Source organism: Pseudomonas sp. D1-1 (assembly GCF_051132225.1).
Lineage (GTDB): Bacteria > Pseudomonadota > Gammaproteobacteria > Pseudomonadales > Pseudomonadaceae > Aquipseudomonas.
In genome coordinates, this window is sequence record NZ_CP071676.1 from 2,870,310 (window position 1) to 2,892,557 (window position 22,248).

At 63.2% G+C, this 22,248-nt stretch carries 18 protein-coding genes; 9 read left to right on the forward strand and 9 right to left on the reverse strand.

Annotated features, from left to right (window positions below; translation table 11 throughout):
* The first annotated feature begins 40 nt into the window (after positions 1 to 40).
* Positions 41 to 445 carry a VOC family protein gene (locus tag J3P86_RS12950; protein ID WP_434568526.1) on the forward strand — a complete coding sequence of 135 codons (405 nt, stop codon included), beginning with the start codon at positions 41 to 43 and terminating at the stop codon, positions 443 to 445.
* 138 nt (positions 446 to 583) lie between these two features.
* Here J3P86_RS12950 and J3P86_RS12955 read toward each other — a convergent pair whose 3' ends face one another.
* On the reverse strand, positions 584 to 1,732 hold the full coding sequence (locus J3P86_RS12955; protein WP_434700533.1) for a MalY/PatB family protein: 1,149 nt from the start codon (positions 1,730 to 1,732) through the stop codon (positions 584 to 586).
* A 167-nt stretch (positions 1,733 to 1,899) separates the two neighbouring features.
* Between J3P86_RS12955 and J3P86_RS12960 the strand changes: the two genes are divergently transcribed.
* Positions 1,900 to 3,420, forward strand: a complete 1,521-nt coding sequence (locus J3P86_RS12960; protein WP_434700535.1) for a methyl-accepting chemotaxis protein — start codon at positions 1,900 to 1,902, stop codon at positions 3,418 to 3,420.
* Between the two features lie 165 nt (positions 3,421 to 3,585).
* Positions 3,586 to 3,849 carry a DUF2790 domain-containing protein gene (locus J3P86_RS12965; RefSeq protein WP_434623781.1) on the forward strand — a complete coding sequence of 88 codons (264 nt, stop codon included), beginning with the start codon at positions 3,586 to 3,588 and terminating at the stop codon, positions 3,847 to 3,849.
* Positions 3,850 to 3,916: 67 nt separating this feature from the next.
* Here J3P86_RS12965 and J3P86_RS12970 read toward each other — a convergent pair whose 3' ends face one another.
* The 5 genes from J3P86_RS12970 to J3P86_RS12990 form a co-directional block, all read right to left on the reverse strand.
* Positions 3,917 to 6,157 (reverse strand): molybdopterin cofactor-binding domain-containing protein, encoded by a 2,241-nt coding sequence (locus tag J3P86_RS12970; RefSeq protein ID WP_434700536.1) that lies wholly within the window; start codon positions 6,155 to 6,157, stop codon positions 3,917 to 3,919.
* 12 nt (positions 6,158 to 6,169) lie between these two features.
* Positions 6,170 to 6,643, reverse strand: a complete 474-nt coding sequence (locus J3P86_RS12975; protein WP_305494711.1) for a (2Fe-2S)-binding protein — start codon at positions 6,641 to 6,643, stop codon at positions 6,170 to 6,172.
* A gap of 543 nt (positions 6,644 to 7,186) precedes the next feature.
* Positions 7,187 to 8,551 carry a sensor histidine kinase gene (locus tag J3P86_RS12980; RefSeq protein ID WP_434700537.1) on the reverse strand — a complete coding sequence of 455 codons (1,365 nt, stop codon included), beginning with the start codon at positions 8,549 to 8,551 and terminating at the stop codon, positions 7,187 to 7,189.
* Positions 8,520 to 9,206 carry a response regulator transcription factor gene (locus J3P86_RS12985; protein ID WP_434568519.1) on the reverse strand — a complete coding sequence of 229 codons (687 nt, stop codon included), beginning with the start codon at positions 9,204 to 9,206 and terminating at the stop codon, positions 8,520 to 8,522. Before J3P86_RS12985 ends, J3P86_RS12980 begins: the two co-directional genes overlap by 32 nt.
* Positions 9,206 to 10,006: a MipA/OmpV family protein gene (locus tag J3P86_RS12990; RefSeq protein ID WP_434623774.1), complete on the reverse strand. Its 801-nt coding sequence runs from the start codon at positions 10,004 to 10,006 to the stop codon at positions 9,206 to 9,208. The genes J3P86_RS12985 and J3P86_RS12990 overlap by 1 nt, the downstream gene beginning before the upstream one ends.
* A gap of 177 nt (positions 10,007 to 10,183) precedes the next feature.
* On the opposite strand from J3P86_RS12990, the gene J3P86_RS12995 reads away from it, so the two are divergent.
* From J3P86_RS12995 to J3P86_RS13005, 3 genes are all read left to right on the forward strand, one after another.
* A complete protein-coding gene (locus J3P86_RS12995) occupies positions 10,184 to 11,326 on the forward strand; it encodes an efflux RND transporter periplasmic adaptor subunit (RefSeq protein ID WP_434700538.1) in 1,143 nt (380 codons plus the stop codon).
* The gene (locus J3P86_RS13000) at positions 11,323 to 14,421 is read left to right on the forward strand and encodes an efflux RND transporter permease subunit (RefSeq protein ID WP_434700539.1); all 3,099 of its coding nucleotides are present in this window, start codon (positions 11,323 to 11,325) and stop codon (positions 14,419 to 14,421) included. Before J3P86_RS12995 ends, J3P86_RS13000 begins: the two co-directional genes overlap by 4 nt.
* Positions 14,422 to 14,504: 83 nt before the next feature.
* Positions 14,505 to 15,644 (forward strand): alpha/beta hydrolase, encoded by a 1,140-nt coding sequence (locus tag J3P86_RS13005; protein WP_434631320.1) that lies wholly within the window; start codon positions 14,505 to 14,507, stop codon positions 15,642 to 15,644.
* On the opposite strand, the gene J3P86_RS13010 is transcribed toward J3P86_RS13005, so the two are convergent.
* On the reverse strand, positions 15,618 to 16,526 hold the full coding sequence (locus J3P86_RS13010) for a LysR family transcriptional regulator (protein ID WP_434700640.1): 909 nt from the start codon (positions 16,524 to 16,526) through the stop codon (positions 15,618 to 15,620). The genes J3P86_RS13005 and J3P86_RS13010 overlap by 27 nt on opposite strands.
* Positions 16,527 to 16,625: 99 nt before the next feature.
* Here J3P86_RS13010 and J3P86_RS13015 point away from each other — a divergent pair, with 99 nt between their 5' ends.
* Positions 16,626 to 17,795 carry a mandelate racemase/muconate lactonizing enzyme family protein gene (locus J3P86_RS13015; protein ID WP_434700540.1) on the forward strand — a complete coding sequence of 390 codons (1,170 nt, stop codon included), beginning with the start codon at positions 16,626 to 16,628 and terminating at the stop codon, positions 17,793 to 17,795.
* A 97-nt stretch (positions 17,796 to 17,892) separates the two neighbouring features.
* The gene (dctA, locus tag J3P86_RS13020; RefSeq protein WP_434623766.1) at positions 17,893 to 19,200 is read left to right on the forward strand and encodes a C4-dicarboxylate transporter DctA; all 1,308 of its coding nucleotides are present in this window, start codon (positions 17,893 to 17,895) and stop codon (positions 19,198 to 19,200) included.
* Between the two features lie 21 nt (positions 19,201 to 19,221).
* Here dctA and J3P86_RS13025 read toward each other — a convergent pair whose 3' ends face one another.
* Positions 19,222 to 20,016 (reverse strand): SDR family NAD(P)-dependent oxidoreductase, encoded by a 795-nt coding sequence (locus J3P86_RS13025; protein ID WP_434623764.1) that lies wholly within the window; start codon positions 20,014 to 20,016, stop codon positions 19,222 to 19,224.
* A 62-nt stretch (positions 20,017 to 20,078) separates the two neighbouring features.
* Positions 20,079 to 20,969 carry a LysR family transcriptional regulator gene (locus J3P86_RS13030; protein ID WP_024777250.1) on the reverse strand — a complete coding sequence of 297 codons (891 nt, stop codon included), beginning with the start codon at positions 20,967 to 20,969 and terminating at the stop codon, positions 20,079 to 20,081.
* A 168-nt stretch (positions 20,970 to 21,137) separates the two neighbouring features.
* Here J3P86_RS13030 and J3P86_RS13035 point away from each other — a divergent pair, with 168 nt between their 5' ends.
* Entirely contained in the window at positions 21,138 to 22,220 is a 1,083-nt protein-coding gene (locus J3P86_RS13035) for a 4-oxalomesaconate tautomerase (RefSeq protein WP_434623760.1), read from the forward strand.
* Positions 22,221 to 22,248: the final 28 nt, after the last annotated feature.

The window sequence follows — 22,248 nt, forward strand, 5'->3', positions numbered from 1 at the left end:
GTACTCTCCAATGCAAACAACGCTTCATAAGGAGAAGGGCATGTTCAGTCACATTCAGATTGGTGCGCGGGATCTACCGAAAATGGTCGCGTTCTACGATGCCGTCCTGGGGTGCCTGGGGTTGGTGCGCATGGACAGCGAAGACGACTCGGGCCCGCCCGGGGAAGGCTGGCATCAACCCGGCAGGCATTGGCCGCAGGTGTTCGTCCAGGTGCCGATCAATGGCCTGCCCGCGACCTGGGGCAATGGCATGCAAGTGAGCTTCGCCGCCGATTCGCCGCAGACCGTGCGCGCCGCTTGGGACATGGCCCTGGCGATGGGCGGTTTCGACGAAGGCGCGCCGGGCCCGAGGCCCCAGTATTCAAAGGATTACTTCGGGGCTTATTGCCGGGACCCGGAGGGCAATAAGTTGTGCTTTGTGCATACGCCGGATATGTATGACTGACCCGATCTGGAGGTGATCTGCTCTTGTGGCGAGGGGATTTATCCCCGCTGGGTCGCGTAGCGGCCCCATTTTTCTACGGTCGCTGCGCAACCGAACGGGGATAAATCCCCTCACCACAAGAGCTTATTGTCGGCCCGATCAGCCTCTGGCCTTCAGGCTCCGCTCCATCCGCGCAAGACCTTCCTCCAGCAGGGCCCTCGGGCAACCGAAGTTCAGCCGCACGAATTGCCCGGCATCATCGCCAAAATCCATCCCGGCGCTCAAGCCGACCTTGGCTTCCTTCAGGAAAAACGCTTGCGGATCGTCCAGCCCCAGCCCGGAGCAATCCAGCCACGCCAGGTAGGTCCCCTGGGGCACGGTCATGGTCACGCCTGGCAGGCGGTTCTTCACCGCGTCGACCAGGTAGTCCCGGTTGGCTTGCAGGTAGGCCTTCAATGCCTCCAGCCACGGACCCGCTTCGCTGTAGGCGGCACGAGTCGCCTCCAGGCCCAGGGCATTGACGCTGTCGACCATGCCCGCCCTGGCGCTGTTGACCCGCTCGCGCAGCCTGGCGTTCTGGATGATCGCAAAGGAGGTTTTCAGCCCCGCGATGTTGTAGGCCTTGCTGGCCGACATCAGCGTGATGGTGCGCTCGGCAATCTCCGCGCCGAGGCTGGCGGTGGGGATGTGCACGCGGCCATCGAAGCACAGTTCGGCATGGATCTCGTCGGAAATGATCCAGGCGTCCTGCTCGACGCAAATGTCCGCCACGGCCTTGAGTTCGTCGCGTCCAAACACCTTGCCCAGCGGGTTGTGTGGATTGCTCAGCAACAACGCGCCGCCGCCCTGCAAGGCGTCGCGCAATGCGCCCAGGGGCGTGTGGAACTCTCCGTCGAGCGGGGTGAAGGGCAACTCCAGCTTGTTCAGGTTCCAATGGCCCGGCGCATGACGCAGCGGCGGGTAATTGGGCACCTGCACCACAACGTTCTGCTGCGGCTCGACCAACGCATGCAAAGCCATGTTGAAACCTGGCTCGACCCCCGGCAGGAACAGGATCTGCTGGGGCTCGACGCGCCAGCCATACTTGCTCCAGAGATCGGCGACGATGGCGGCGCGCAGGCTGTCCTGGGCCACGCTGTAGCCCAGCATCGGATGCTCCAGGCGCTTGTGCAGCGCATCGATCACCATCGGCGGGGCGGCAAAATCCATGTCGGCCACCCACATCGGCAATACCTCGGCCGGGTAACGGCTCCATTTGGTGCTGCCGGTGCCTTGGCGTTCGAACACCTGGTCGAAATCGAAAGTCATGGTGGTTCCATCAGTCAGGGATACAGAATCGGGCCATCATAAAGCAAAGAGGCTGGACAAAAAGATTGGTAGCTAATTGCCATTAATTTGCTGCAATGCGCTACAGTTTCGTCCCGAGACGTCGATATGCCGCCGACGGACGCCCGGTTCATGACAAGGACAGCCCGATGAAATCGCCCCTGCGCTTTAACGATCACTACCGCAAAGCCGATCGCATCATGCTCGGGCTGCTCTGGCTCACGCTCCTGTATTCGCTGGGCCTGGCATTTCTTCATTCGACCTTCACTCAGGCGCTGCTGATCGGCGCACCAACGTGCCTGCTGGCGACGCTGCTCTACCGGGGCATCGGCGGCACCCGTGCGATGCGCTGCATCATCGCCATGGCGCTGATGGTCATGGCCGCGCTGCACATCAACCAGACCCGAGGCGTGATCGAGTTTCACTTCGGCATCTTCGTGCTGCTGGCGGTATTGACGTTCTATCGCGACTGGCTGCCGATCGTCGTGGCCGCCGGTACCATCGCCGTTCACCACGTCGGGTTTCATTGGCTCCAGCATCAGGGCTACCCGGTGTTCGTGATGGATGCCCACGGCGGGTGGACGATGATTTTTGTGCATGCCTTTTATGTCGTCGTCGAAAGCGTGATCCTGATCTACCTGGCGAACCAGAGCCTGGCCGATGCAACGGACAACCAGGACGTGCTCGACAAGGTGCTGGCCGCCGCCGCGCAGTTGAGTCGTGACACCGACACACAACGCAGCCAGGGCGTGAAAGTCTCATCCGGCGAGCGTTTCGACCATTTCCTCCTGCAGGTGACCAACCTGGTGGACGGTGTGGTGCGCGACACCCGTGACCTGTCGGACCTCGGCCAGGACCTGTCCCAGGTCGGCCGGACCCTGGAAAACGGTGCCCGGCACCAGTTGGACGAAGTGGCACAGATGAGCGGCGCGATCGGCCAGCTGATGCAGGCCATGGAGAGTATTACCGGCCACGTCGGCCAGACGCTGGAGCGCGCCGGGCAGGCCAACGAGCAAGTCAACCGGGGGCGCACCACGGTTGACCAGACCCGGGAAGAAATTCTCGAACTGGCGGGACGGATCAACCTGACCAATGAAACCGTGCAACTGCTGGCCGAGCAGGCGCAGCAGATCGGCCAGGTGCTGGACGTGATCAACAGCATCGCCGAACAGACCAACCTGCTGGCCCTCAATGCGGCCATCGAGGCGGCCCGGGCCGGCGAGCAGGGGCGTGGGTTCGCCGTGGTGGCCGACGAGGTCCGGACGCTGTCCCAACGGACCTCGACTTCCACCACGGAAATCCAGCAGATCATCGCCAAGCTGCAACAGGGCAGCCGTCAGGCTGCGATCGCCATGCAAGACAGCCGTGAAGGGGTCGAGCGTTGCGTGTCCGCCAGCCAGCAGGCCTCGCAACTGTTGCATGCTGTCGTCGAAGACATCGCGGTGATCAACCACTTCAACGACCTGATCGCCAGCACGACCCAGCAACAGTCCGCGGCGTCGATGGGTATCAATGAGCGCTTGCAAACGGTACAGGCCGTGGCCGAGCGCAACGCCGACAACATCGGTGTGCTGGCCCGCAGCAGCCAATGCCTGCCGCCTTTGGCGGAGCGGCTGGCGGCGCTGGGGCAAGCGTTTCATGGGCCAGACCGGCAGCTTGAGCGAAAATAGCCTCGATACAAATGTATCGCTGTGTATCCAGCCCCGCTGTCGATACGAACTGATTCCTTCAAGCCCGTTGCTGACACATCCGGGATACCTCGCCGGCGTCAAATGAGACCCATCGAGACAGCACAAGCCGTCTCAGGACCTCACTCAAACGCCGGAGACATCGCCATGAACCTGAAGAACCTCAGCCTCGCTTCACTGTTTGCCGTCCTCAGCCTCGGCGCCCTGACCGCCAACGCCCAGGACAGCGTCAAGCCACACACCTACATGTACGGCGATCATCTGGACATCGCCAAGGTGCTGTCGGTCAAGCAAGGGTCGGGCTCGGGCTGCGGCGTCGTCGAATCGCGCATGACCTATCTGGACTCCACCGGGACGATCCGGGCGCTGGACTACAGCGCTCTGGCCCAGGGGTGCGACCAGGATAATTGATCGCCGATCACCGCTAACCGTGGCGCGGGAGCTTGCTCCCTCGCCACGGGCTGTCACTTGCTGGCGGTTACGCCAGGTTGAACGGCAACTGCCGCAGCGGTTTGCCCGTCAGGCTGGCGATCGCATTGGCAAACGCCGGGGCGAGGGCGGGCAGGCCGGGTTCGCCCATGCCGGTTGGCGGTTCGGCGCTGGGAACGATGTGCACGGCGATCTGTGGCATGTCGGTAATGCGCGGCACGCTGAAGTCGGCGAAGTTGCTCTGCTGCACGACACCGTCTTTCAGCGTGACGGCACCGCCCGGCAGGCACATCGACAGGCCCATCAGGGCCGCGCCTTGAACCTGGGCTTCGACGCTCCGCGGATTGACCACCAGGTTGCAATGGACCCCGGCGGTCACGTTGTGCAGCACCGCACGCCCGTCCTGCACCGAGGCCTCCACCACATAAGCCACCACCGAACTGAACGACTCGTGGACCGCCACGCCCCAGGCCTGGCCGGCGGGCAGTTGACGCTTGCCGTATTCGCTCTTGTCCACCGCCAGTTGCAGCGCGGCGCGATGGCGTGGGCTTTGATCGCCGAACAGGTTCATGCGATACGCCACCGGGTCCTGTTTCGTCGCGCGGGCGATTTCGTCGATCAGCGTTTCCATCACAAAGGCCGTATGGGTGGAACCCACGCTGCGCCACCACAACACCGGCACGTTGAGCTTGGGATGATGTACGGACAAGCGCATCGGCAGCGGGTAGGGATCGCGCATGCCTTCGGTCGCGGTGGGGTCGATGCCGTTTTTCATCTGCCCACCGAACAGCGTGCCGGTGAGGATGGATTGCCCGACCAGGGCGTGGTCCCAGGCCAGGACTTTGCCGCTGTCGTCAAAACCGATGCGCGCACGGTGCAGGTGCATCGGGCGGTAGTAGCCGCCCTTGATGTCATCTTCTCGACTCCACAGCGTGCGCACCGGCGCATCGATGCCGGCAGCACGGGCGGCCTTGGCCACTTCACAAGCCTGCACGACGAAATCATTGCTGGGCACACCACGCCGCCCGAAGCCGCCGCCCGCCGTCTGTACATTGACCTGGACTTGCTCGGGCTTGAGATTCAGCACCTTGGCCGCCGCCGCGCCATCGCCGCCGGGGAATTGCGTGCCGACCCACAACTGGGCGCGACCTTCGGACAACTGGACGGTGCAGTTCAGCGGTTCCATGGGCGCGTGGGCCAGGTAAGGGAAAATGAACTCGGCCTCCAGCTGATGCGGCGCCGTGGCGAGTGGTTTCATGTCGGCATCAAAGTGGACCAGGCCAGGCTTGCCGGCCAGTTCCCGGTACTGAGCCAGCTGTTTTTCCGTGTCCACTTTCTCGACTTTGGCCACGTCCCACTCGACTTTAAGCGCATCGCGCCCCAGCTTCGCCGGCCAGTAACCGTCGGCAACCACCGCAACGCCTTCGGCGCCGCCGTCCAGCGGCACGCGCAATACGGCTTTCACGCCTTTGGTCGCCCGTGCGGCGCTGTCGTCCAGGGACGCGATCCGGGCACCGAACACCGGTGGCCGGGCGACCACGGCGGTCAGTTGCCCCGGTAGATTCACATCAATGCCGAAATCCTGCTGGCCGCTGCTCTTGGCCTTGGCATCGAGGCGGGTGGTGGCCTGGCCGATGATGCGAAAATCCTTCGGATCCTTGAGCGTGACCTTCTCCGGAACGGGCAGCGCCATGGCCGCTTCGGCGAGCTCGCCGTAACTGGCCTTGCGGCCGCCAGGCCCCAGCACCGTGCCGTTTTGCGTGGTCAGGCTCGCCGCATCGACGTTCCAGCGCGCGGCGGCAGCGCTGAGCAGCATGGCGCGGGCGCGGGCGCCCAGTTCGCGGTATTGCGTGTAGCTGTTCTTGATCGAATTGGAGCCACCGGTGAGGTGAATGCCAAACGCCGGGTCCATGTAGGCCGAGTCGTTGCTGCCGTTACGTGTGCGCACCAGGCTCCAGTCGGCGTCGAGCTCTTCGGCGAGGATCATCGGCAGGCCGGTCTGGACACCCTGGCCGAACTCCAGGCGGTTGATCGTTACGGTGACTTCGCCACTCGGCGCGATCTGCACAAAGGCCGAAGGTTGTTGAGTCGGCTTGAGCGCGCCGTCGCCAGCGCCGTTGGCCTGTTGCCCCAAGGCCAGGTGAGGAAACGCGCCCAAGGCCAGGCCGCCGATACCGACGATCTTGAGAAAGCTGCGCCGGGGCAGGGTGGCGGGGCCGTCGCTGTCGTCGCGTTCAAGCAGGTGCTGCAAGGCGCGCGGAAGCTCGTTGGGAAAAATCTCGTTCAGCATGGCGAGCTCCTGTCAGGCGAGGGTCTTGGCGGCATCGGCCACCGCGGCGCGAATACGGGCGTAGGTGCCGCAGCGGCAGATATTGCCGGCCATGGCCGAGTCGATCTCGGCTGGCGTGGGTTGCTTGCCCTTGGGCTGCGCCTTGAGGAACGCCGTGGCGCTCATGATCTGGCCGCTCTGGCAGTAACCGCACTGCGCCACGTCATGTTTGACCCAGGCGTCATGCACGGCACTGCCCACCGGGTCGCTGCCGTCGGTGGCCGCCTCGATGGTGGTGATCTTCTTGCCAAGCGCCGCGGCCACCGGGGTCACGCAGGAGCGAATGGCCTGGCCATCCAGGTGGACGGTACAGGCGCCACACAGGGCTGCGCCGCAGCCGAACTTGGTGCCGGTCATGCCCAGCGTGTCGCGCAGGGCCCAGAGAATCGGGGTGCCGGGATCTACGTCAACCGTGTGTTCACGGCCATTGATATTGAGGGCGCTCATAGTCGGACCAGCTCCAGATGGTTTGGCACCGATTACTATAGAAAGCATCGGCGGGGAAAGCTTGCACGATCCGGTCCGATGATTGCCCAATCTTGCAAATCCACCGTCCTTTCGTTTGAAACCCTCAGATCTCACGGCTCACACCAAACCCCTGTGGGAGCGAGCCTGCTCGCGAAGGGGCCTGCACATTCAATATATTCACTGGCTGACAGCCTGCCTTCGCGAGCAGGCTCGCTCCCACACTGGATCCTCGGCAGCCGCAGATTTCACGGTTCACATGGACCCCCTGTGGGAGCGAGCCTGCTCGCGAAGGGGCCCGCCCATTCAACATCATCATTGGCTGACATTCCGCCATCGCGAGCAAGCTCGCTCCCACTCTGGAACCACGACAGACGCAGATTTCACGGTTCACATGGACCCCCTGTGGGAGCGAGCTTGCTCGCGAAGGGGCCCGCCCATTCAACATCTTCATTGGCTGACACGCCGCCTTCGCGAGCAGGCTCGCTCCCACACTGGATCCCCGACAGACGCAGATTTCACGGTTCAGCGAGACAAGCAAAACGACAACCCGGGCTCCGCTCTTCGTGCAATCAAGCTCCACCCGTGCGCCCGGGCAATCTCCTGGCAGATCGTCAGGCCCAGCCCGGCGCCATGATCGCGGCGATGAGCCCCGCGCCAGAAACGGGTGAATATCTGCACCACCTGCTCCTGCGTCACGCCAGGGCCCCAGTCGCGCACAGTCAGCGTATCGGCGCCGAGCTCCAGCAACACCTGGGTACCACGAGGCGCATGCTGGATGGCATTTTCCAGGAGGTTTTTCAGCAGGGTAAACAAGGCGCTACGGTCGGCCTGCCAAGGCTCTGCCACAGCCGTCGGGCCAGTCAGGACGAGGCGCACATCGGCCGCGTCGGCCATGCGTTGCAGATAACCTGCCGCTTGCCGTGCTACCTCCATGACATCTACGGCGGCGAAGCTGTAGTTATGCGCCTCGCTGGTTTCGGCCAGCAGCAGCAGTTGCTGGACCTGCCGCGTCATGTGCTCGGCATCGTTGAGCAGCGAGTCGCGGCCTTTGTCTGGCGCCATCAGTTCGAGCTGTGCGCGGATCAGCGCCAGTGGCGTCTTCAGTTCGTGCGCGGCGGTTGCTAGAAATTCCTGCTGGACCCGGTAGCCGTGTTCCAGGCGCTCAAGCGCGCTGTTGAAGCTGGTCACCAGCGGCGCTACCTCGGACGGCACGGTTTTGACATCCAGCCGTGAGTGCAGGGAGCGAGGGGAGATGGCCGCCGCCGACTCCGAGACCTCGCGCAGCGGTTTGAGCGTGTAGCCCAGCGTGAAATAGGCGCAGGTGCCAAAGACGAAGAGCAGCACCAGGCTGAACAGGACGATCCCGGCGCCCATGAAAGGCCAGGCAAAGCCCTTGTGCAGCAGGTCCATCAGGCGTTCGCTGACGGCGAATTGCAGGTACAAGGTGTGGTCGACCTGCTCCACCGGAGCGGTCGCGGCGTACATCGTGATGCCTTTGCGCTCGAACTTGAAGCGCCCCTGTTCCGCGGGGCGAACCGTTGCGGCCGAAGCCCAGAATGCCTCGTCAGTGGAAGCCAGGAGGACGCTTGCCTCTGAATCCAGCACCCGATAGCCGATTTCCTCGCCCAGGCTGTTGAAGGTCCAGACGCGATCGCCCTCGCTGCTGTCGAACCCGGTGGGTCGGCCCGCCGCGTCGAACTGCAGCTTGCCGGCCAGCTCATGGGTACGCTCGGCGACGTCGGTGGTCAGCAGGATATCGCTCTTGGACGTGATGAGCGCGAACGCGCCCAGTGCAATCAGCAGGATGCTCAAGCCCACGCCCGCGACGTAGGCGACCAGTACCTTGAAGCTGATGCTATTGCGCCAGATCGTCTTGCCGAAGGGCATAACCCAGGCCTCTGAGGTTGACTATCCGTTGGTGGGAACCGATCGCCAGCAGCTTGCGGCGAATCCGATGCAGGGCCACATCCAGGGCGTTCGGCGTCACGGCTTCACTCAGGCCCCATGCCGCCGCCTCGATGGCGCTGCGCCGGACGATTTCGCCTGGTTTGCGCAGCAGCAACAACATGATCTGCATCTCCGCCGGCGCTAGCGGGATGCTACCTTCGACGCTGCACATGAGGCCTGTGTCGGGCTGCACACTGAGGTCGCCATGGGAAGGCGCCAACGACCGCCGCTCTGCGGGGCGACGCAGCAGGGCTCGCACGCGCGCGACCATTTCGTCCATGGCGAACGGCTTGGGCAGGTAGTCATCCGCCCCAGCGTCGAGGCCTTCGATCCGGTCATGCAGCGCGTCACGTGCGGTCAGGACCAGGCACGGCAGGCCCAGCCCGGCATTACGCAAACGCGCCAGCAACAGCAGCCCATCGCCGTCCGGCAGGCCGCGATCAAGCACCAGCGCCTGGTAAGGCACTTGCTGGATTGCCGCCCACGCCGCGTCGATGCGGCTGATGACATCGACAGCGATGCCGGCGCTCGCCAAGCCTTTGCACACCAGTTGCGCGAGGCGTTCGTGGTCCTCGACCAGCAGAATGCGGCTCATCAGAAACGGTACAGGTAGCCGAACAGCACGCTGTTCTCGGTGGACTGGTCGACCAGCGGGCTGTCCTTGATTTCATTGGCAAGGCTCGTCGCCTTGAGGTCCAGGAACACGGAGTGATGGTCATCGAACATATAGTTTCCACGTACGCCAAATTCGGTGTTGATGCCGGACTTGCCATCATAGGCCGCCCGATCGATGCGAGCTTCATTTTCCCGAACGCCAAAGTAGTAATCGATGTATTTTTCGTCCTGCCAGATGGCCGCCAGCCGTGGCGTCAGCATGATGTGTTCGCCGATCCGCCAGGATCGCTCCAGGCCCAGGGTGAAACGCTGGCCCTTGCTGTTGCCCGAAACATCGCCCAGCCACTCGGCGCTGACATCGGCCAGGTCATTGCGCCATTCGACCTTGGCGCCCGCCCAGAATCCGCCCTTGCGATCGCTCATGCCCTCCAGGATTCGCGCGTCGTCGTCATCGTAGCCACTGAAATCGTATTCGCCGACGAGGCTGAAATCGAGCTGCTGGGTGTCGCTGATCTCCAGGCCCGGCAGCTTGATTTCGGCGGTGGGGCCGAAGACACGAAGGTATTCATTCTCGAAATAGATCAGCGGCAGGACCTCGCTGTCACGGTCGATGCCTTCGTACGGCTGTTGGCTGCTGACCGCACCCACACCGAGCCCCCAGGCGGAGCCTTCAGGCTGGTCGGCACTGGCCGCCATCGACGCGCACACGCCCAGCACGAACGCCGTGCCGGCGGTGGTCAACCGGATCGCAATTGCAGTTTTCGAAATGGACAGGGGCATGGAAGTCTCCGGATCAATGGGATGAAAGCATCCCTATCGTTGAGAACTTCTTCTTACTGAACACTTACGGTTCGGCCCGGGTAAGCGCCTTTTTGCCGGTAAGATTTGCGCAAGGTTTCCTGGCGGATAGTTGCCGTCTCAAGCAATCGCGGCATCTTGCGCAGGAATACGAACCCTATGAAAAGAAAAACACGGCATGTCGTGCTGTTTGTCGTGACCATGGCCTGCGCCATCGCCGTCGGGATGATCGCTGTTTCGCCCGGCCCTCGCCAGGCCAAGGTCGACGTGCCCGCCAGGCCGGCACTGACGGTGGCCGTTACCCGACTGCAATCGTCCATGCTGCCGATCCGCATCCAGGCGAACGGCAACATTGTCGCCTGGCAGGAAGCCAGTGTCGGCACCGAGGCCGATGGCCTGCGGTTGGCCGAGGTCATGGTCAACGTGGGCGATGTGGTCCGGCGCGGCCAGGTACTTGCGACGTTCAGCGCCGAGACGATGACCGCTGAACTCGCCCAGCGTCGCGCCGCCACCGCCGAAGCGCAAGCGACGCTTGCCGAGGCGCGAGCCAATGCGCAGCGCGCCCGTCAATTGCAGTCGAGCGGGGCGCTGTCGAAGCAGGAGGTTCACCAACAGCTGACGGCCGAACGCACGGCTCAGGCGCGGCTGGAGGCGGGCAGGGCGCTGGAGCGTATCCAGCACCTGCGTCTGGCCCAGACCCAGGTCCTGGCCCCCGATGACGGGGTGATTTCGGCGCGCAGTGCCACGGTGGGCGCGGTACTGCCCGCTGGCCAGGAGCTGTTTCGCTTGATTCGCAACGGACGGCTCGAATGGCGCGCCGAAGTCGCGGCCCCCGACCTTGTCAGGTTCAGCCCCGGCCAGCTCGCGCAGGTAACTCCGGTCAATGGCGGGGCGATAGAGGGCCGGGTGCGCAGGGTTGCGCCGACGGTCGACCTGCAGACTCGCAACGGCCTGGTTTATGTCGATTTGCCCGCAGGCACGGCGGCGCGTGCCGGGATGTTTGCCCGTGGCGAGTTCGAAGTGGCCGCCGAGCGGATGATGACGCTGCCCCAGAGCTCGGTGCTGCAGCGTGACGGCTTCGATTACGTGTTGCAGGTAGGACCGCATTTGAAGGTGCGCCAGGTCAAGGTGACGGTCGGCCGCCGCGTTGGCGACCGTATCGAGATAACCGCGGGTATCGACGCTGGCGCCGCGGTGGTCGAAACCGGAGGTGGTTTTCTTGCCGAGGGTGACCTCGTCCGGGTTGTCCAGGCGCGCACCGACCCAATGAACAACCACCCAGCACGCGGGAGCGCGCAATGAGCCTCAACTTGTCGTCCTGGTCGATCCGCAATCCGACGCCTTCGGTCCTGTTGTTCATCCTGCTGACCTTCGCCGGCTTGATGGGCTTCTGGAAGATGAAGGTGCAGAACTTCCCTGACGTCGATCTGCCCATGGTCAGCGTGTCGGCCGAGCTGCCCGGGGCTTCGCCCGCGCAACTGGAAAATGACGTGGCCCGCAAGCTCGAGGACTCGCTCGCAACCGTGCAGGGCGTCAAGCATATCCAGAGCATCCTGACCGACGGCAACGCCGCTATCTCGATCGAGTTCCACCTCGACAAGCCCACCCAGGAAGCGCTGGATGACGTGCGTGATGCGGTGTCACGGGTCCGGGCCGACCTGCCCGCCGACTTGCGCGACCCGGTGGTCCGCAAGATCGAACTCGCCGGTTCGCCGATCCTGACCTACACGGTTTCGGCCAAGCGGATGGACGACGAAGCGCTGTCCTGGTTTGTCGACAACAGCGTCAGCAAGGCCTTGCTGGCGGTGCCTGGCGTGGGGGCCGTCACTCGGGTCGGTGGGGTGGCCCGGGAAATCCGCATCGACCTCGATCCCGCGCGTCTGCTGGCGCTGAACACCTCGGCCCTGGACGTCTCCCGCCAGCTGCGCCTGATCCAGCAAGAGGCATCGGGCGGACGCGTGGACCTGGGCGGCGCCGAGCAGACGGTGCGCACCCTCGCCACGGTGCAGTCGGCCGCGGAAATCGCCTTGCTTGACGTGACCTTGAGCGACGGCCGGCGTGTCCGGCTCGACCAGCTGGCGACGGTCTCCGATACCGTCGGCGAACCCCGCTCGGCGGCGTTCCTCGACGGTAAGCCAGTGGTCGGCTTTGAAATCACCCGGGCCAGAGGGGCCGGCGAAATCGAGGTGGATGAAGGCGTACGCGCCGCCCTGGAGTTGCTCAAGATCCGTCATCCCGAAATCACCGTCACCCAGGCTTTCAACTTCGTCGACCCAGTGATCGAGAATTATCGGGGCTCCATGCACCTGCTTTATGAAGGCGCGGCGCTCGCGGTGCTGGTGGTGTTCCTGTTTCTGCCGGATTGGCGCGCGACCTTCGTTTCCGCCGTCGCGTTGCCGCTGTCGGCGATACCGACGTTCGCCGTGATGCACTGGATGGGGTTCACCCTCAACACCGTGACGCTATTGTCGCTGTCGCTGGTCATCGGCGTGCTGGTGGACGACGCCATCGTCGAGGTCGAGAACATCGGGCGCCATTTGCAGATGGGCAAGAAACCTTATCAAGCCGCCATGGATGCTTCCGATGAAATCGGCCTGGCGGTGGTCGCCACGGCATTCACGCTGATCGCGGTGTTCCTGCCCACGGCTTTCATGAGCGGTTCGGTCGGCAAGTTCTTCGTCCAGTTTGGCTGGACGGCGGCAACCGCAGTGTTTTTCTCCCTCGTCGTCGCCCGCTTGCTGACGCCCATGATGGCGGCCTACCTGATGCGCGCGCCGAAAAGGCCGGCCCAGGATGCGCCCGGGTGGATAAACCGCTACCTGTCCTGGGCGCGCTGGTGCCTGCGCCATCGCGTGGTGACCACCCTCGGCGCGGTGGCTTTTTTCGCCGGAGGGCTGATGCTCGCCACCGTTTTGCCGGGCACCTTCATCCCGCCGGATGACGACTGGCAGACCCAGGTCACCCTCACGCTTGCGCCCGGCAGCAAACTGGGCGACACGCTGGCGTTGGCTGAGCAAGCGCGGCAGATAGTCACGCAAAATCAGCAGGTCAAAAAGGTCTACACCGCGGTGGGGGATGGCAGCGCCGGCGCGGACCTGATCGAACCGGCCGGCAGCGATGTCGCGAATGTCCGCACGGCGGTGCTGACGCTTAACCTGACGCACCGCAACGAGCGTCCGGGACTGACCCGGCAGCAGCTCGAAAACCAGCTACGCGAAGCGCTCGCCGTGTTGCCTGGCGCGCGTATCAAGGTCGGTATGGGAGAGTCGGAAAGCTACGTGCTGGTGCTCGCGGGTGAGGACGCTAGCTTGCTCACCCGGCATGCGCAGCAGGTGGAACGAGAGCTGCGTAGCGTGCCGGGCGTGGGGGCGGTGATCTCGACCGCCAGCCTGATGCGCCCCGAACTGGTGGTTCGGCCGGATTTCGCCAGGGCCGCCGACCTGGGCGTGACCGCGAGCGCGATTGCCGACACGCTCCGCGTGGCCACCCTGGGAGATTACGACCAGGAGCTTGCCAAGCTCAATTTCAGCGACCGCCAGGTGCCTATCGTTGTGCGGCTGAGCGACACCGCCCGCGCGGACTTCGAGACGCTGAAACGTCTGCCGGTGCCCGGCGCGCGTGGTCCGGTAGCGCTGGAAAACGTGGCGACGCTGGAGATCACCAGTGGCCCGGCGCAAATCGAACGGTTCGACCGTACGCGCAATGTCAACATCGAGATCGAGACGAACGGCCAACCGTTGGGCGACATCGAGCAGGCTGTTCTGGCCTTGCCAGGCTTGCAGAACCTACCGCCAGGCCTGGTGCGAACCTCGGTAGGCGATGCCGAGGCCATGGGCGAACTGGCTTCCGGATTCGGCGTGGCGATGTTGACCGGAGTGTTATGCATCTACATGGTCCTGGTGTTGTTGCTCAAGGATTTCCTGCAACCGCTGACGATCCTTGCCGCCCTGGTGCTCTCGGTGCCTGGGGCCTTCGTGGCGCTGTTCGTGACCGGCTCGACATTGTCCATGCCCTCGATGATCGGCCTGATCATGCTGATGGGTATCGCGACGAAAAATTCGATCCTGCTGGTCGACTACATCATCCTCGCGCGTCGACGCGACGGCCTGAGCCGCCAGGAAGCGATCCTCGACGCCTGCGGCAAACGCGCTCGGCCGATTGTCATGACGACAATCGCGATGGGCGCAGGCATGATGCCAATCGCCCTGGGGCTGGGGGCCGACCCGAGCTTTCGCGCACCGATGGCCATCGTCTTGATTGGCGGGCTTGTCACGTCAACGCTGTTGAGCCTGCTGGTCATACCCGTGGTGTTTTCCTATGTGGACGATGGGGCGCAGTGGTTGTACAAACGCACCGGTAACGTTTCTCGCAGCGAAGCTGCTGGAGTGATCAATTGATAGTGTCAGCAAAGATCAGGAATGTGCCGTCGCCTTGGCGCCGGCTCATGCTGGGAGTCGCCGCGACCTTGGCATGCCTTGCAATGGCGGCAGGCTGCGCGCGGCAGCCCAGCGCGGCCGATGCCATGACCGAAGCGGAAAATTTCCAGGCGTATGCCCAGGCATCCCGCGCCTGGATTGAGGAAAAGCGCCTGTTCCAGACCGAGAATCGCGCCGATGAGCTGGACTGGAACGCGCCTTATGAAGTGCGCCCCGATGTTCCTTCCACCAAGGCCATTCTCTTGCTGCATGGCTTGGGGGATTCACCCTGGTCCTTCGTCGATATCGCCCGGGATCTGGCCGCCCAAGGCTACGTGGTGCGCGTCGCATTGCTGCCCGGGCATGGCACCAAGCCGGCCGACCTGATCGATGTGCAACTGGAACAGTGGCAACAGTTGGTCGAGCAGCAGGTTGCGTTGCTGCACAAGGAGTTCGCGAACGTCTACCTGGGCGGTTTCTCGACCGGCGCCAATCTGGCGCTGGCCTATGCCGCCAGGGACCCGGACATCAAGGGCCTGGTGCTGTTTTCCCCGGCCTTTCGCTCGAGCGAGTCCTACGACTGGGCCACGCCCTGGCTGGCGCATTTCAAGACCTGGATCCTTGCGCCCGACAATTCCCGGCCGCAGCAGTCGCCCGTGCGCTACCACAATGTCCCCACCAACGGCTTTGCCCAGTTCTACCGCAGCAGCGTAGCGGTTCGCCGGCTCATCGAGCAGCAAGACTTCGATCGGCCGGTGGTGATAGTGCTGACCGAGCAGGATTCAGTCGTCGACGTGCGCTATGTGCGGGAGCTGTTCCAACGGCGCTTCACCCATGCCGCGAGCCGGTTGATCTGGTATGGCCAGGCGGAGCCGACCGGTGACAAGGGCGCTGCGCAGGAGCGGCGCATCCTGACGCGCAGCGACCGCATCGCCGATGAACGCATCAGCCAGTTCTCCCACATGGGCATCCTCTTCTCGCCAGCCAACCCGCTCTACGGTCGTTCGGGCACCTTGCGGTTCTGCCGCAACAGCCGCAATGCCGACGAAGTGGCCCGGTGCGAAGCGGGGGAAGAAGTCTGGTATTCGGACTGGGGGTACAGCGAGCCGGGGAAGATCCACGCACGGCTGACTTACAATCCTTATTTCGAATGGCAGTCCGGGGTGATTCGTGGGGTTTTACAGGTGGCAGAGCAGGGCAGTTGAATCGCCCTGACCCTTCAGCCTGTTCCAGAACTCCTCTGCCGCTGCGCTGATCGGCGCGGTTGGGCGGGTGAGATGGATTTCCAGTGGAATATCCCAGCTTTCATCCAGGGCCCGGACCAGGCGCCCGTCAGCCATTTCCTGTTCTGTCAGGCTTTTGGGCAGCCACGCGACGCCCTTGCTTTCCAGTGCCATGGACATCAGCACCGCGGCGAGATGGCTGCTGAAAAGCGGCTTGAGGTGCAGGTATTCCTCCTTGCCGTGGAGTCGGTGAGCGACGATACGCCCGAGTCCCGATTCCTCGGTGTAGGCCAGGTAGGGCAACGTCGCCGGTGAGGTACCGACATTGGCCGAGGCACTCGCCAAGGGTATGAGGACGTCCTCGCCGACTTTTTTCCCGCTGAATTGATCAGGCGCCAACAGTGGCGGTACGTCGGGGTGCCGATGGCAGAGCAGGAACTGCACCTGGCCATGAATCAGCATCTGTTCGCACACCGCCATGCTGTCGGAGTGCAGGCGCACGGCATCTATCGGCGCGCCATTTTCGGCGCTTCTCAGCCAGCGCGGAAAAAACGTGAACGACAGCGAATGCGTGGCTGCAAATTGCAGCGTCTTGGCGGCCACTCCGGCGACTTCCTGGGCCTCGGTGCGCAGCCTGTAGAGGCGCCTCGCAGCCTCCTGGGCGCCAGGCAGAATCTGCCTTCCAGCCTCGGTCAGCGTCGCGCCTTGAGGCGTGCGCACAAACAGATCCACGCCCATCCAGTTTTCCAGCGAACGGACCCTGCGACTGAAAGCCGGCTGCGTAACGTGGCGCGCTTCGGCGGCGCGAACGAAGCTGCCGTACTCCGCAAGTGCTGAAAAATCTTCTAGCCAGACGAGTTCCAAGGGCAATGCCTCCTGTGCATAGGGCGCGGCATTAATAGCATTGGGCGGGTTTCGTCGCAAAGCATAACGTGGGGTCAACCACAACAAGAGGAACCCCTCATGCGTATCGTCGACATCCGCGAAAAAACTGTTTCCATCGCCTCTCCGATTGCCAATGCCTATATCGATTTTTCGAAAATGACCTGCTCGGTCGTGGCGGTTGTCACCGATGTGATTCGCGATGGCAAACCGGTGATCGGTTACGGTTTCAACTCCAACGGTCGCTACGGCCAGGGCGCGCTGATGCGTGATCGATTCCTGGCGCGAGTCACCGAGGCCGACCCGGAAACGCTGATCGACAAGGAATACGTCAACCTGGATCCGTTCGCCATCTGGAAAACCCTGATGACCAACGAGAAACCGGGTGGCCACGGTGAGCGTTCAGTGGCCGTCGGCACCATCGACATGGCGGTGTGGGACGCTGTCGCCAAGATCGAAGGCAAGCCGCTGTACCGCCTGTTGGCCGACCGTTATCGCGGTGGCGTGGCGGATGACAAGGTCTGGGTCTATGCGGCGGGTGGTTATTACTATCCCGGCAAGGACCAGAGCAAGCTCAAGGCAGAAATGCAGGGTTATCTGGATCGTGGCTATGACGTGGTCAAGATGAAGATCGGCGCGGTGCCACTGGACGAAGATATCCGGCGCATCGAAGCGGTGCTTGAAGTGGTCGGGGACGGGCGGCGACTGGCGGTCGATGCCAACGGCCGCTTCGATCTGGAGACCGGTATCGCGTACGCCGAAGCCATCAAGCAGTACAACCTCTTCTGGTACGAGGAAGTCGGCGATCCGTTGGACTACGCGCTCCAGGCCGAGCTCGCCAATCACTATGAACTGCCGATGGCGACCGGCGAGAACCTGTTCTCCCACCAGGACGCGCGCAACCTGCTGCGGCACGGCGGCATGCGTCCGGATCGCGATTACCTGCAGTTCGATTGCGCCCTGTCCTACGGGCTCGTGGAGTACATGCGCACCCTGAAAGTCATGGAAGAGATGGGTTGGTCTTCGCGCCGCGTGGTGCCCCACGGCGGCCATCAGATGTCCCTGAACATCGCTGCCGGTCTGCACCTGGGCGGCAACGAATCGTACCCCGATGTGTTCCAGCCGTTCGGCGGTTTTGCTGACGGCATCCGCGTGGAAAACAGCTACGTCGGCCTGCCGGATATTCCTGGCGTCGGTTTCGAAGCCAAGTCCGCCCTGTACGCGGTCATGCGCGAGCTGGGCGAGGGCTGATCGTCCTCATCGTCGCGGCCTCCAACGAGGCTGCGGCATCGGGCGTCGCGCAGACGCCTGCCACATGCCCATCACAACAATAAAATGAGGTGCTCTCGTGGAAATCTCCAAGTCTCGCTGGTACAGCCAGCTGTATGTGCAGGTACTGATCGGCATCGTGATCGGCGCAGCGATCGGTTACTTCATCCCGAATGTCGGGGCCAAGCTCCAGCCCTTCGCCGATGGCTTTATCAAACTCATCAAGATGCTCTTGGCGCCGATCATCTTCGGCACGGTGGTCGTGGGTATCGCCAAGATGGGCAGCATCAAGGAGGTCGGACGGATTGGTGTGAAGGCGCTGATTTACTTCGAGATCCTTTCGACCATTGCGCTGGTCGTCGGCCTGGTCGTGGTCAACGTCGTCAAGCCTGGCGTCGGGATGAACATCAATGCCAACTCCCTTGATGGCAGCTCCATCAGCAAGTACAGCCAGGCGGCGAGTGAGCAGGGTGGTACCGTCGAGTTCTTTCTCAACATCATCCCGCAGACGTTCGTCGGCGCATTCTCCAATGGCGTCATGCTCCAGGTGATTCTGCTGTCGGTGCTGATGGGTGTCGCCCTGGTGCAAATGGGCGAGACCAGCAAGCCGCTGATCAACACCATCGATCTGTTCCTGCAGGGGCTGTTCAGGATAGTCGCGATGGTCATGCGACTGGCGCCGATTGGCGCGGGTGCCGGCATGGCATTCACCATCGGCAAATACGGCATCGGCACCTTGCTGTCCCTGGGCCAGTTACTGGTCGCTCTGTATGTCACAACGCTGATTTTCATCGTCGTCGTGCTGGGCGCGGTCGCCCGGTGGTCGGGGATGCCGCTGATGCAGTTCCTTCGTTATTTCAAGGACGAGATCCTCATCACCCTGGGGACCTGCTCGACCGAAGCGGTGCTTCCGCGAATGATGGTCAAGCTGGAAAAACTCGGCTGCAGAAAGTCAGTCGTGGGCATGGTCTTGCCCACCGGGTACACCTTCAATGCCGATGGCACCTGCATCTACCTGACGATGGCGGCGATTTTCATCGCCCAGGCCACCAATACGCCGCTGACGTTCATGGACCAGATGATCCTGCTGGGTGTGTTCCTACTCACATCAAAAGGCTCGGCGGGTGTCGCCGGAGCCGGTTTCGTGACCCTCGCCGCGACACTCACCACGATTCATTCCATCCCCTTGGTCGGGTTGGTGTTGCTGCTCGGGATCGACCGATTCCTCAATGAAGCACGGGCCGTGACCAACCTGATCGGCAATGGCATCGGCACCCTTGCCATTGCCAAGTGGGACAATTCCTTCGACGTGCAAGCCTGCGAGCGTGAGATCGCGGCGATGAAACAAGAGAAGGCCGATCGAAAGGCGCTGTTGGCGCCTAAATGACGACGCCGACCGGTCATGCGGTCAGTCCAGTGACCGGTCCGGCGCCTTGTTCTCGACCAGGCAGTTGCCGCCGTCCACCACCATCACTTCCCCGGTGATGTAGCTCGCCTCGGCAGAGGCGAGGAAGGCGACCAGCGCGGCGACTTCCTCCGGGCGACCGGCCCGGCGCATCGGTGTGTAGCGCGCGGCATTGGCTTCCTCGGCGGTGGTCGAGCCGGTGGCGATCCAGCCGGGTGCGACGCAGTTCACCGTGATTCCCTGCCGGGCCACTTCCAGCGCCAGGCCCATGCTCATGCCCACCATGGCGGCCTTCGCGGCGCTGTAGGCCGCCTCGCCAGGATTGCTGCACCGGGTGCCGGTGGTGGAGCTGATATTGACGATGCGCCCGTAATTGCGCGACTGCATACCGGGCAATACGGCACGGGTCAGCAGGAAAGCCGTGGTCACATTTCGCGCCAGCGACAGGTTCCACAGCGCCAGGTCCATGGTTGCCACCTCGGAGAAAGACTCCGGACTGCCTTGCATGGCCATGCCGGCGTTGTTCACCAGGATGTCGATCCGGCCCCAGACGGACTCCGCCCACGACCCAAACTCGCGTACCTGTTTTTCATCGGTGAGGTCGAGGGGCCGTCCCGCGACTTCAAACCCTTCGGCGCGCAGTTCCTCGATGCGCGCTTCGATGCGCGCGCTGCTGGCGGTAACGATCAGCCTGGCGCCGGCGGCACCGAGCCTGCGGGCGATCGCCATGCCGATGCCCGTCTCGCTGCCAACGCCGCTGATGAGCGCCACAGGGTTAAGTCCGATTGCGTTAGGCATGGCAGTCTTCCAAGAGTGGTGGCCGGTCAGTATGGCATCGATTTGCCAGTGCAAAGAGCACTCTACTGCGGCCACTGCTCCAGCAGGATCGAGACGAATTTCTCTGCGGCAGGCGACAGCGAAGCCCCTCGTCGATAAACCAGGCCCAGTGACCGGTTCACCACCGGCTCGATCAGCGGCACGCTGACCAGTGTCGGATGGTCCCCGGCAGGCATTGCCAGGCTGGGCATCGCCGACACCCCGAGGCCGGCCTCGACCAGGCCGAGGGAGGTGGACAGGTGTTGCACTTCATAGAACCACTGCGGGCGCCAGCTCAGGCCAGACAGCGCGTGATCGAGCAGCATGCGGTTGCCGCTCAGGCGCCCGACGCCGATCAATCGATAGTCGCTGAGTTCCGACCAGGTCACGGCGCTGCGTCCTGCCAGTTCATGGTCGCGCCGGCAGGCCAATACAAAGGGTTCGTTGACCAGCGGCACGAATTCGATGTCCGGGTGCTGGCCGCTCATCATGTTAATGCCGAAATCGGCTTCGCCGCGCAGTACTGCCTCCAATCCTTCGTTGGCGCTGAGGTCCAGCAGGCGGATGCGAATTTTCGGGTAGCGCTCGTTGTAGAGCCGGATCACCGAGGGCAGGAAGTAGAACGCCGCCGTCGGGATGCAGGCCAGGGTCACTCGGCCGATCTGTCGTTCCGCCAACTCGCGGATGTTGAGGATCGAGTCGTCGAAATCATCCAGCAGGCGTCGCGCCTTGGGCAGGAAATCCCGCCCGACGCTGGTCAGGCTGACCTTGCGCGTGGTGCGATCAAGCAGAGCCGTTCCCAGGCCTTCCTCAAGTTTTTTCATGCGCCGGCTCAGGGCTGGCTGGGACAGGTGCAGCGCATCGGCGGCCTCGTGAAAACTCCCCAGTTCGGCGATTTTCACGAAAGATCGGATGTCCTGCAGTTCGTATTCCATGTTTTTATCTCGCTGGGAAGGGGCTTGAACACGCCCCGGATCGTAGAATAATTCTTTTGTGAAACGCAATAATGGCTCCGATCTTTGCATTGGAATCACTTTTTAAACCCTGCCACTCTTGTGTCCAGAACATCAATTATCCAGATTGATCAACAAGAGTTAGTGGTCATGCAACGAATTCCTTGTGTACTCATGCGCGGCGGCACGTCCAAAGGTCCGGTATTTCTCGCCTGGGATTTGCCTGCGGTGATCGCCGAACGAGACGAGTTGCTGCTCAACCTGATGGGTTCCGGTCACGAGCTGGAAATCGATGGCATCGGCGGTGGCAGTCCGCAGACCAGCAAAGTGGCGATCGTCAGTCCTTCGCTGCATCCGGAGGCCGATGTGGATTACCTGTTTGTGCAGGTCATGGTGTCCCAGCGGCGGGTCGATACCGCGCCCAACTGCGGCAACATGCTCTGCGCCGTCGGCCCGTTCGCCATCGAGCAGGGCCTGGTCAAGGCGACAGGCGAGCTGACCCGGGTGCGTATCCGCAACCTCAACACCGGCACCTTCGTCAACGCCGAGGTGCAGACTCCGCAAGGCAAGGTCAGCTATGAGGGCGACACCGCCATCGATGGCGTGCCCGGCACGGCGGCGCCAGTGCAACTGACCTTCCTCGACGCCGCGGGCAGCAAGACCGGCAAACTCTTCCCGACCGGGCAACCCCTTGACCTGATCGACGGCGTCCCGGTGACCTGTATCGACATGGCCATGCCGATGCTGATCATCGAGGCCAGCCAACTGGGCAAGCGTGGCGACGAGAGTCCGGCCGAACTGGACGCCGACAAGGCTTTCCTGCAACGCCTGGAGTCGTTGCGACTGAAAGCCGGGCTCGCGATGGGCCTGGGCGATGTCAGCGACAAGGTGATTCCCAAGCCGGTGCTGGTTTCCGCGGCCAAGAGCGGCGGGACGATTCAGGTGCGCTACTTCATGCCGCACAACTGCCACCGCGCGCTGGCGATTACCGGCTCGATCGGCCTGGCGACGGCGTGCGTGACCGACGGCAGCGTGGTCGCCAACCTGCTCGGCGGCGCCAGCGAGCCGCGCTTGCAGCGGGTGCGCATCGAGCACCCCAGCGGCGGCATCGACGTGGTGTTGTCCTACACCGGCGAAAAGGGTGAGACCATCCGTGCGTCGGTGGTCCGCACCGCCCGCCGGCTCTTCTCGGGTTTCGTCTACGCCACGGTTTCCCGGCGCCTGGCCGGATAGTCCAGGCCGTTTTTGTCATTGCATCAGC

Coding starts and splice junctions, on each gene's coding strand:
- J3P86_RS12950 (WP_434568526.1), top strand. CDS start 41: ATGTTCAGTCACATTCAGATTGGTGCGCGGGATCTACCGAAAATGGTC.
- J3P86_RS12955 (WP_434700533.1), bottom strand. CDS start 1,732: ATGACTTTCGATTTCGACCAGGTGTTCGAACGCCAAGGCACCGGCAGC.
- J3P86_RS12960 (WP_434700535.1), top strand. CDS start 1,900: ATGAAATCGCCCCTGCGCTTTAACGATCACTACCGCAAAGCCGATCGC.
- J3P86_RS12965 (WP_434623781.1), top strand. CDS start 3,586: ATGAACCTGAAGAACCTCAGCCTCGCTTCACTGTTTGCCGTCCTCAGC.
- J3P86_RS12970 (WP_434700536.1), bottom strand. CDS start 6,157: ATGCTGAACGAGATTTTTCCCAACGAGCTTCCGCGCGCCTTGCAGCAC.
- J3P86_RS12975 (WP_305494711.1), bottom strand. CDS start 6,643: ATGAGCGCCCTCAATATCAATGGCCGTGAACACACGGTTGACGTAGAT.
- J3P86_RS12980 (WP_434700537.1), bottom strand. CDS start 8,551: ATGCCCTTCGGCAAGACGATCTGGCGCAATAGCATCAGCTTCAAGGTA.
- J3P86_RS12985 (WP_434568519.1), bottom strand. CDS start 9,206: ATGAGCCGCATTCTGCTGGTCGAGGACCACGAACGCCTCGCGCAACTG.
- J3P86_RS12990 (WP_434623774.1), bottom strand. CDS start 10,006: ATGCCCCTGTCCATTTCGAAAACTGCAATTGCGATCCGGTTGACCACC.
- J3P86_RS12995 (WP_434700538.1), top strand. CDS start 10,184: ATGAAAAGAAAAACACGGCATGTCGTGCTGTTTGTCGTGACCATGGCC.
- J3P86_RS13000 (WP_434700539.1), top strand. CDS start 11,323: ATGAGCCTCAACTTGTCGTCCTGGTCGATCCGCAATCCGACGCCTTCG.
- J3P86_RS13005 (WP_434631320.1), top strand. CDS start 14,505: ATGGCGGCAGGCTGCGCGCGGCAGCCCAGCGCGGCCGATGCCATGACC.
- J3P86_RS13015 (WP_434700540.1), top strand. CDS start 16,626: ATGCGTATCGTCGACATCCGCGAAAAAACTGTTTCCATCGCCTCTCCG.
- J3P86_RS13025 (WP_434623764.1), bottom strand. CDS start 20,016: ATGCCTAACGCAATCGGACTTAACCCTGTGGCGCTCATCAGCGGCGTT.
- J3P86_RS13030 (WP_024777250.1), bottom strand. CDS start 20,969: ATGGAATACGAACTGCAGGACATCCGATCTTTCGTGAAAATCGCCGAA.
- J3P86_RS13035 (WP_434623760.1), top strand. CDS start 21,138: ATGCAACGAATTCCTTGTGTACTCATGCGCGGCGGCACGTCCAAAGGT.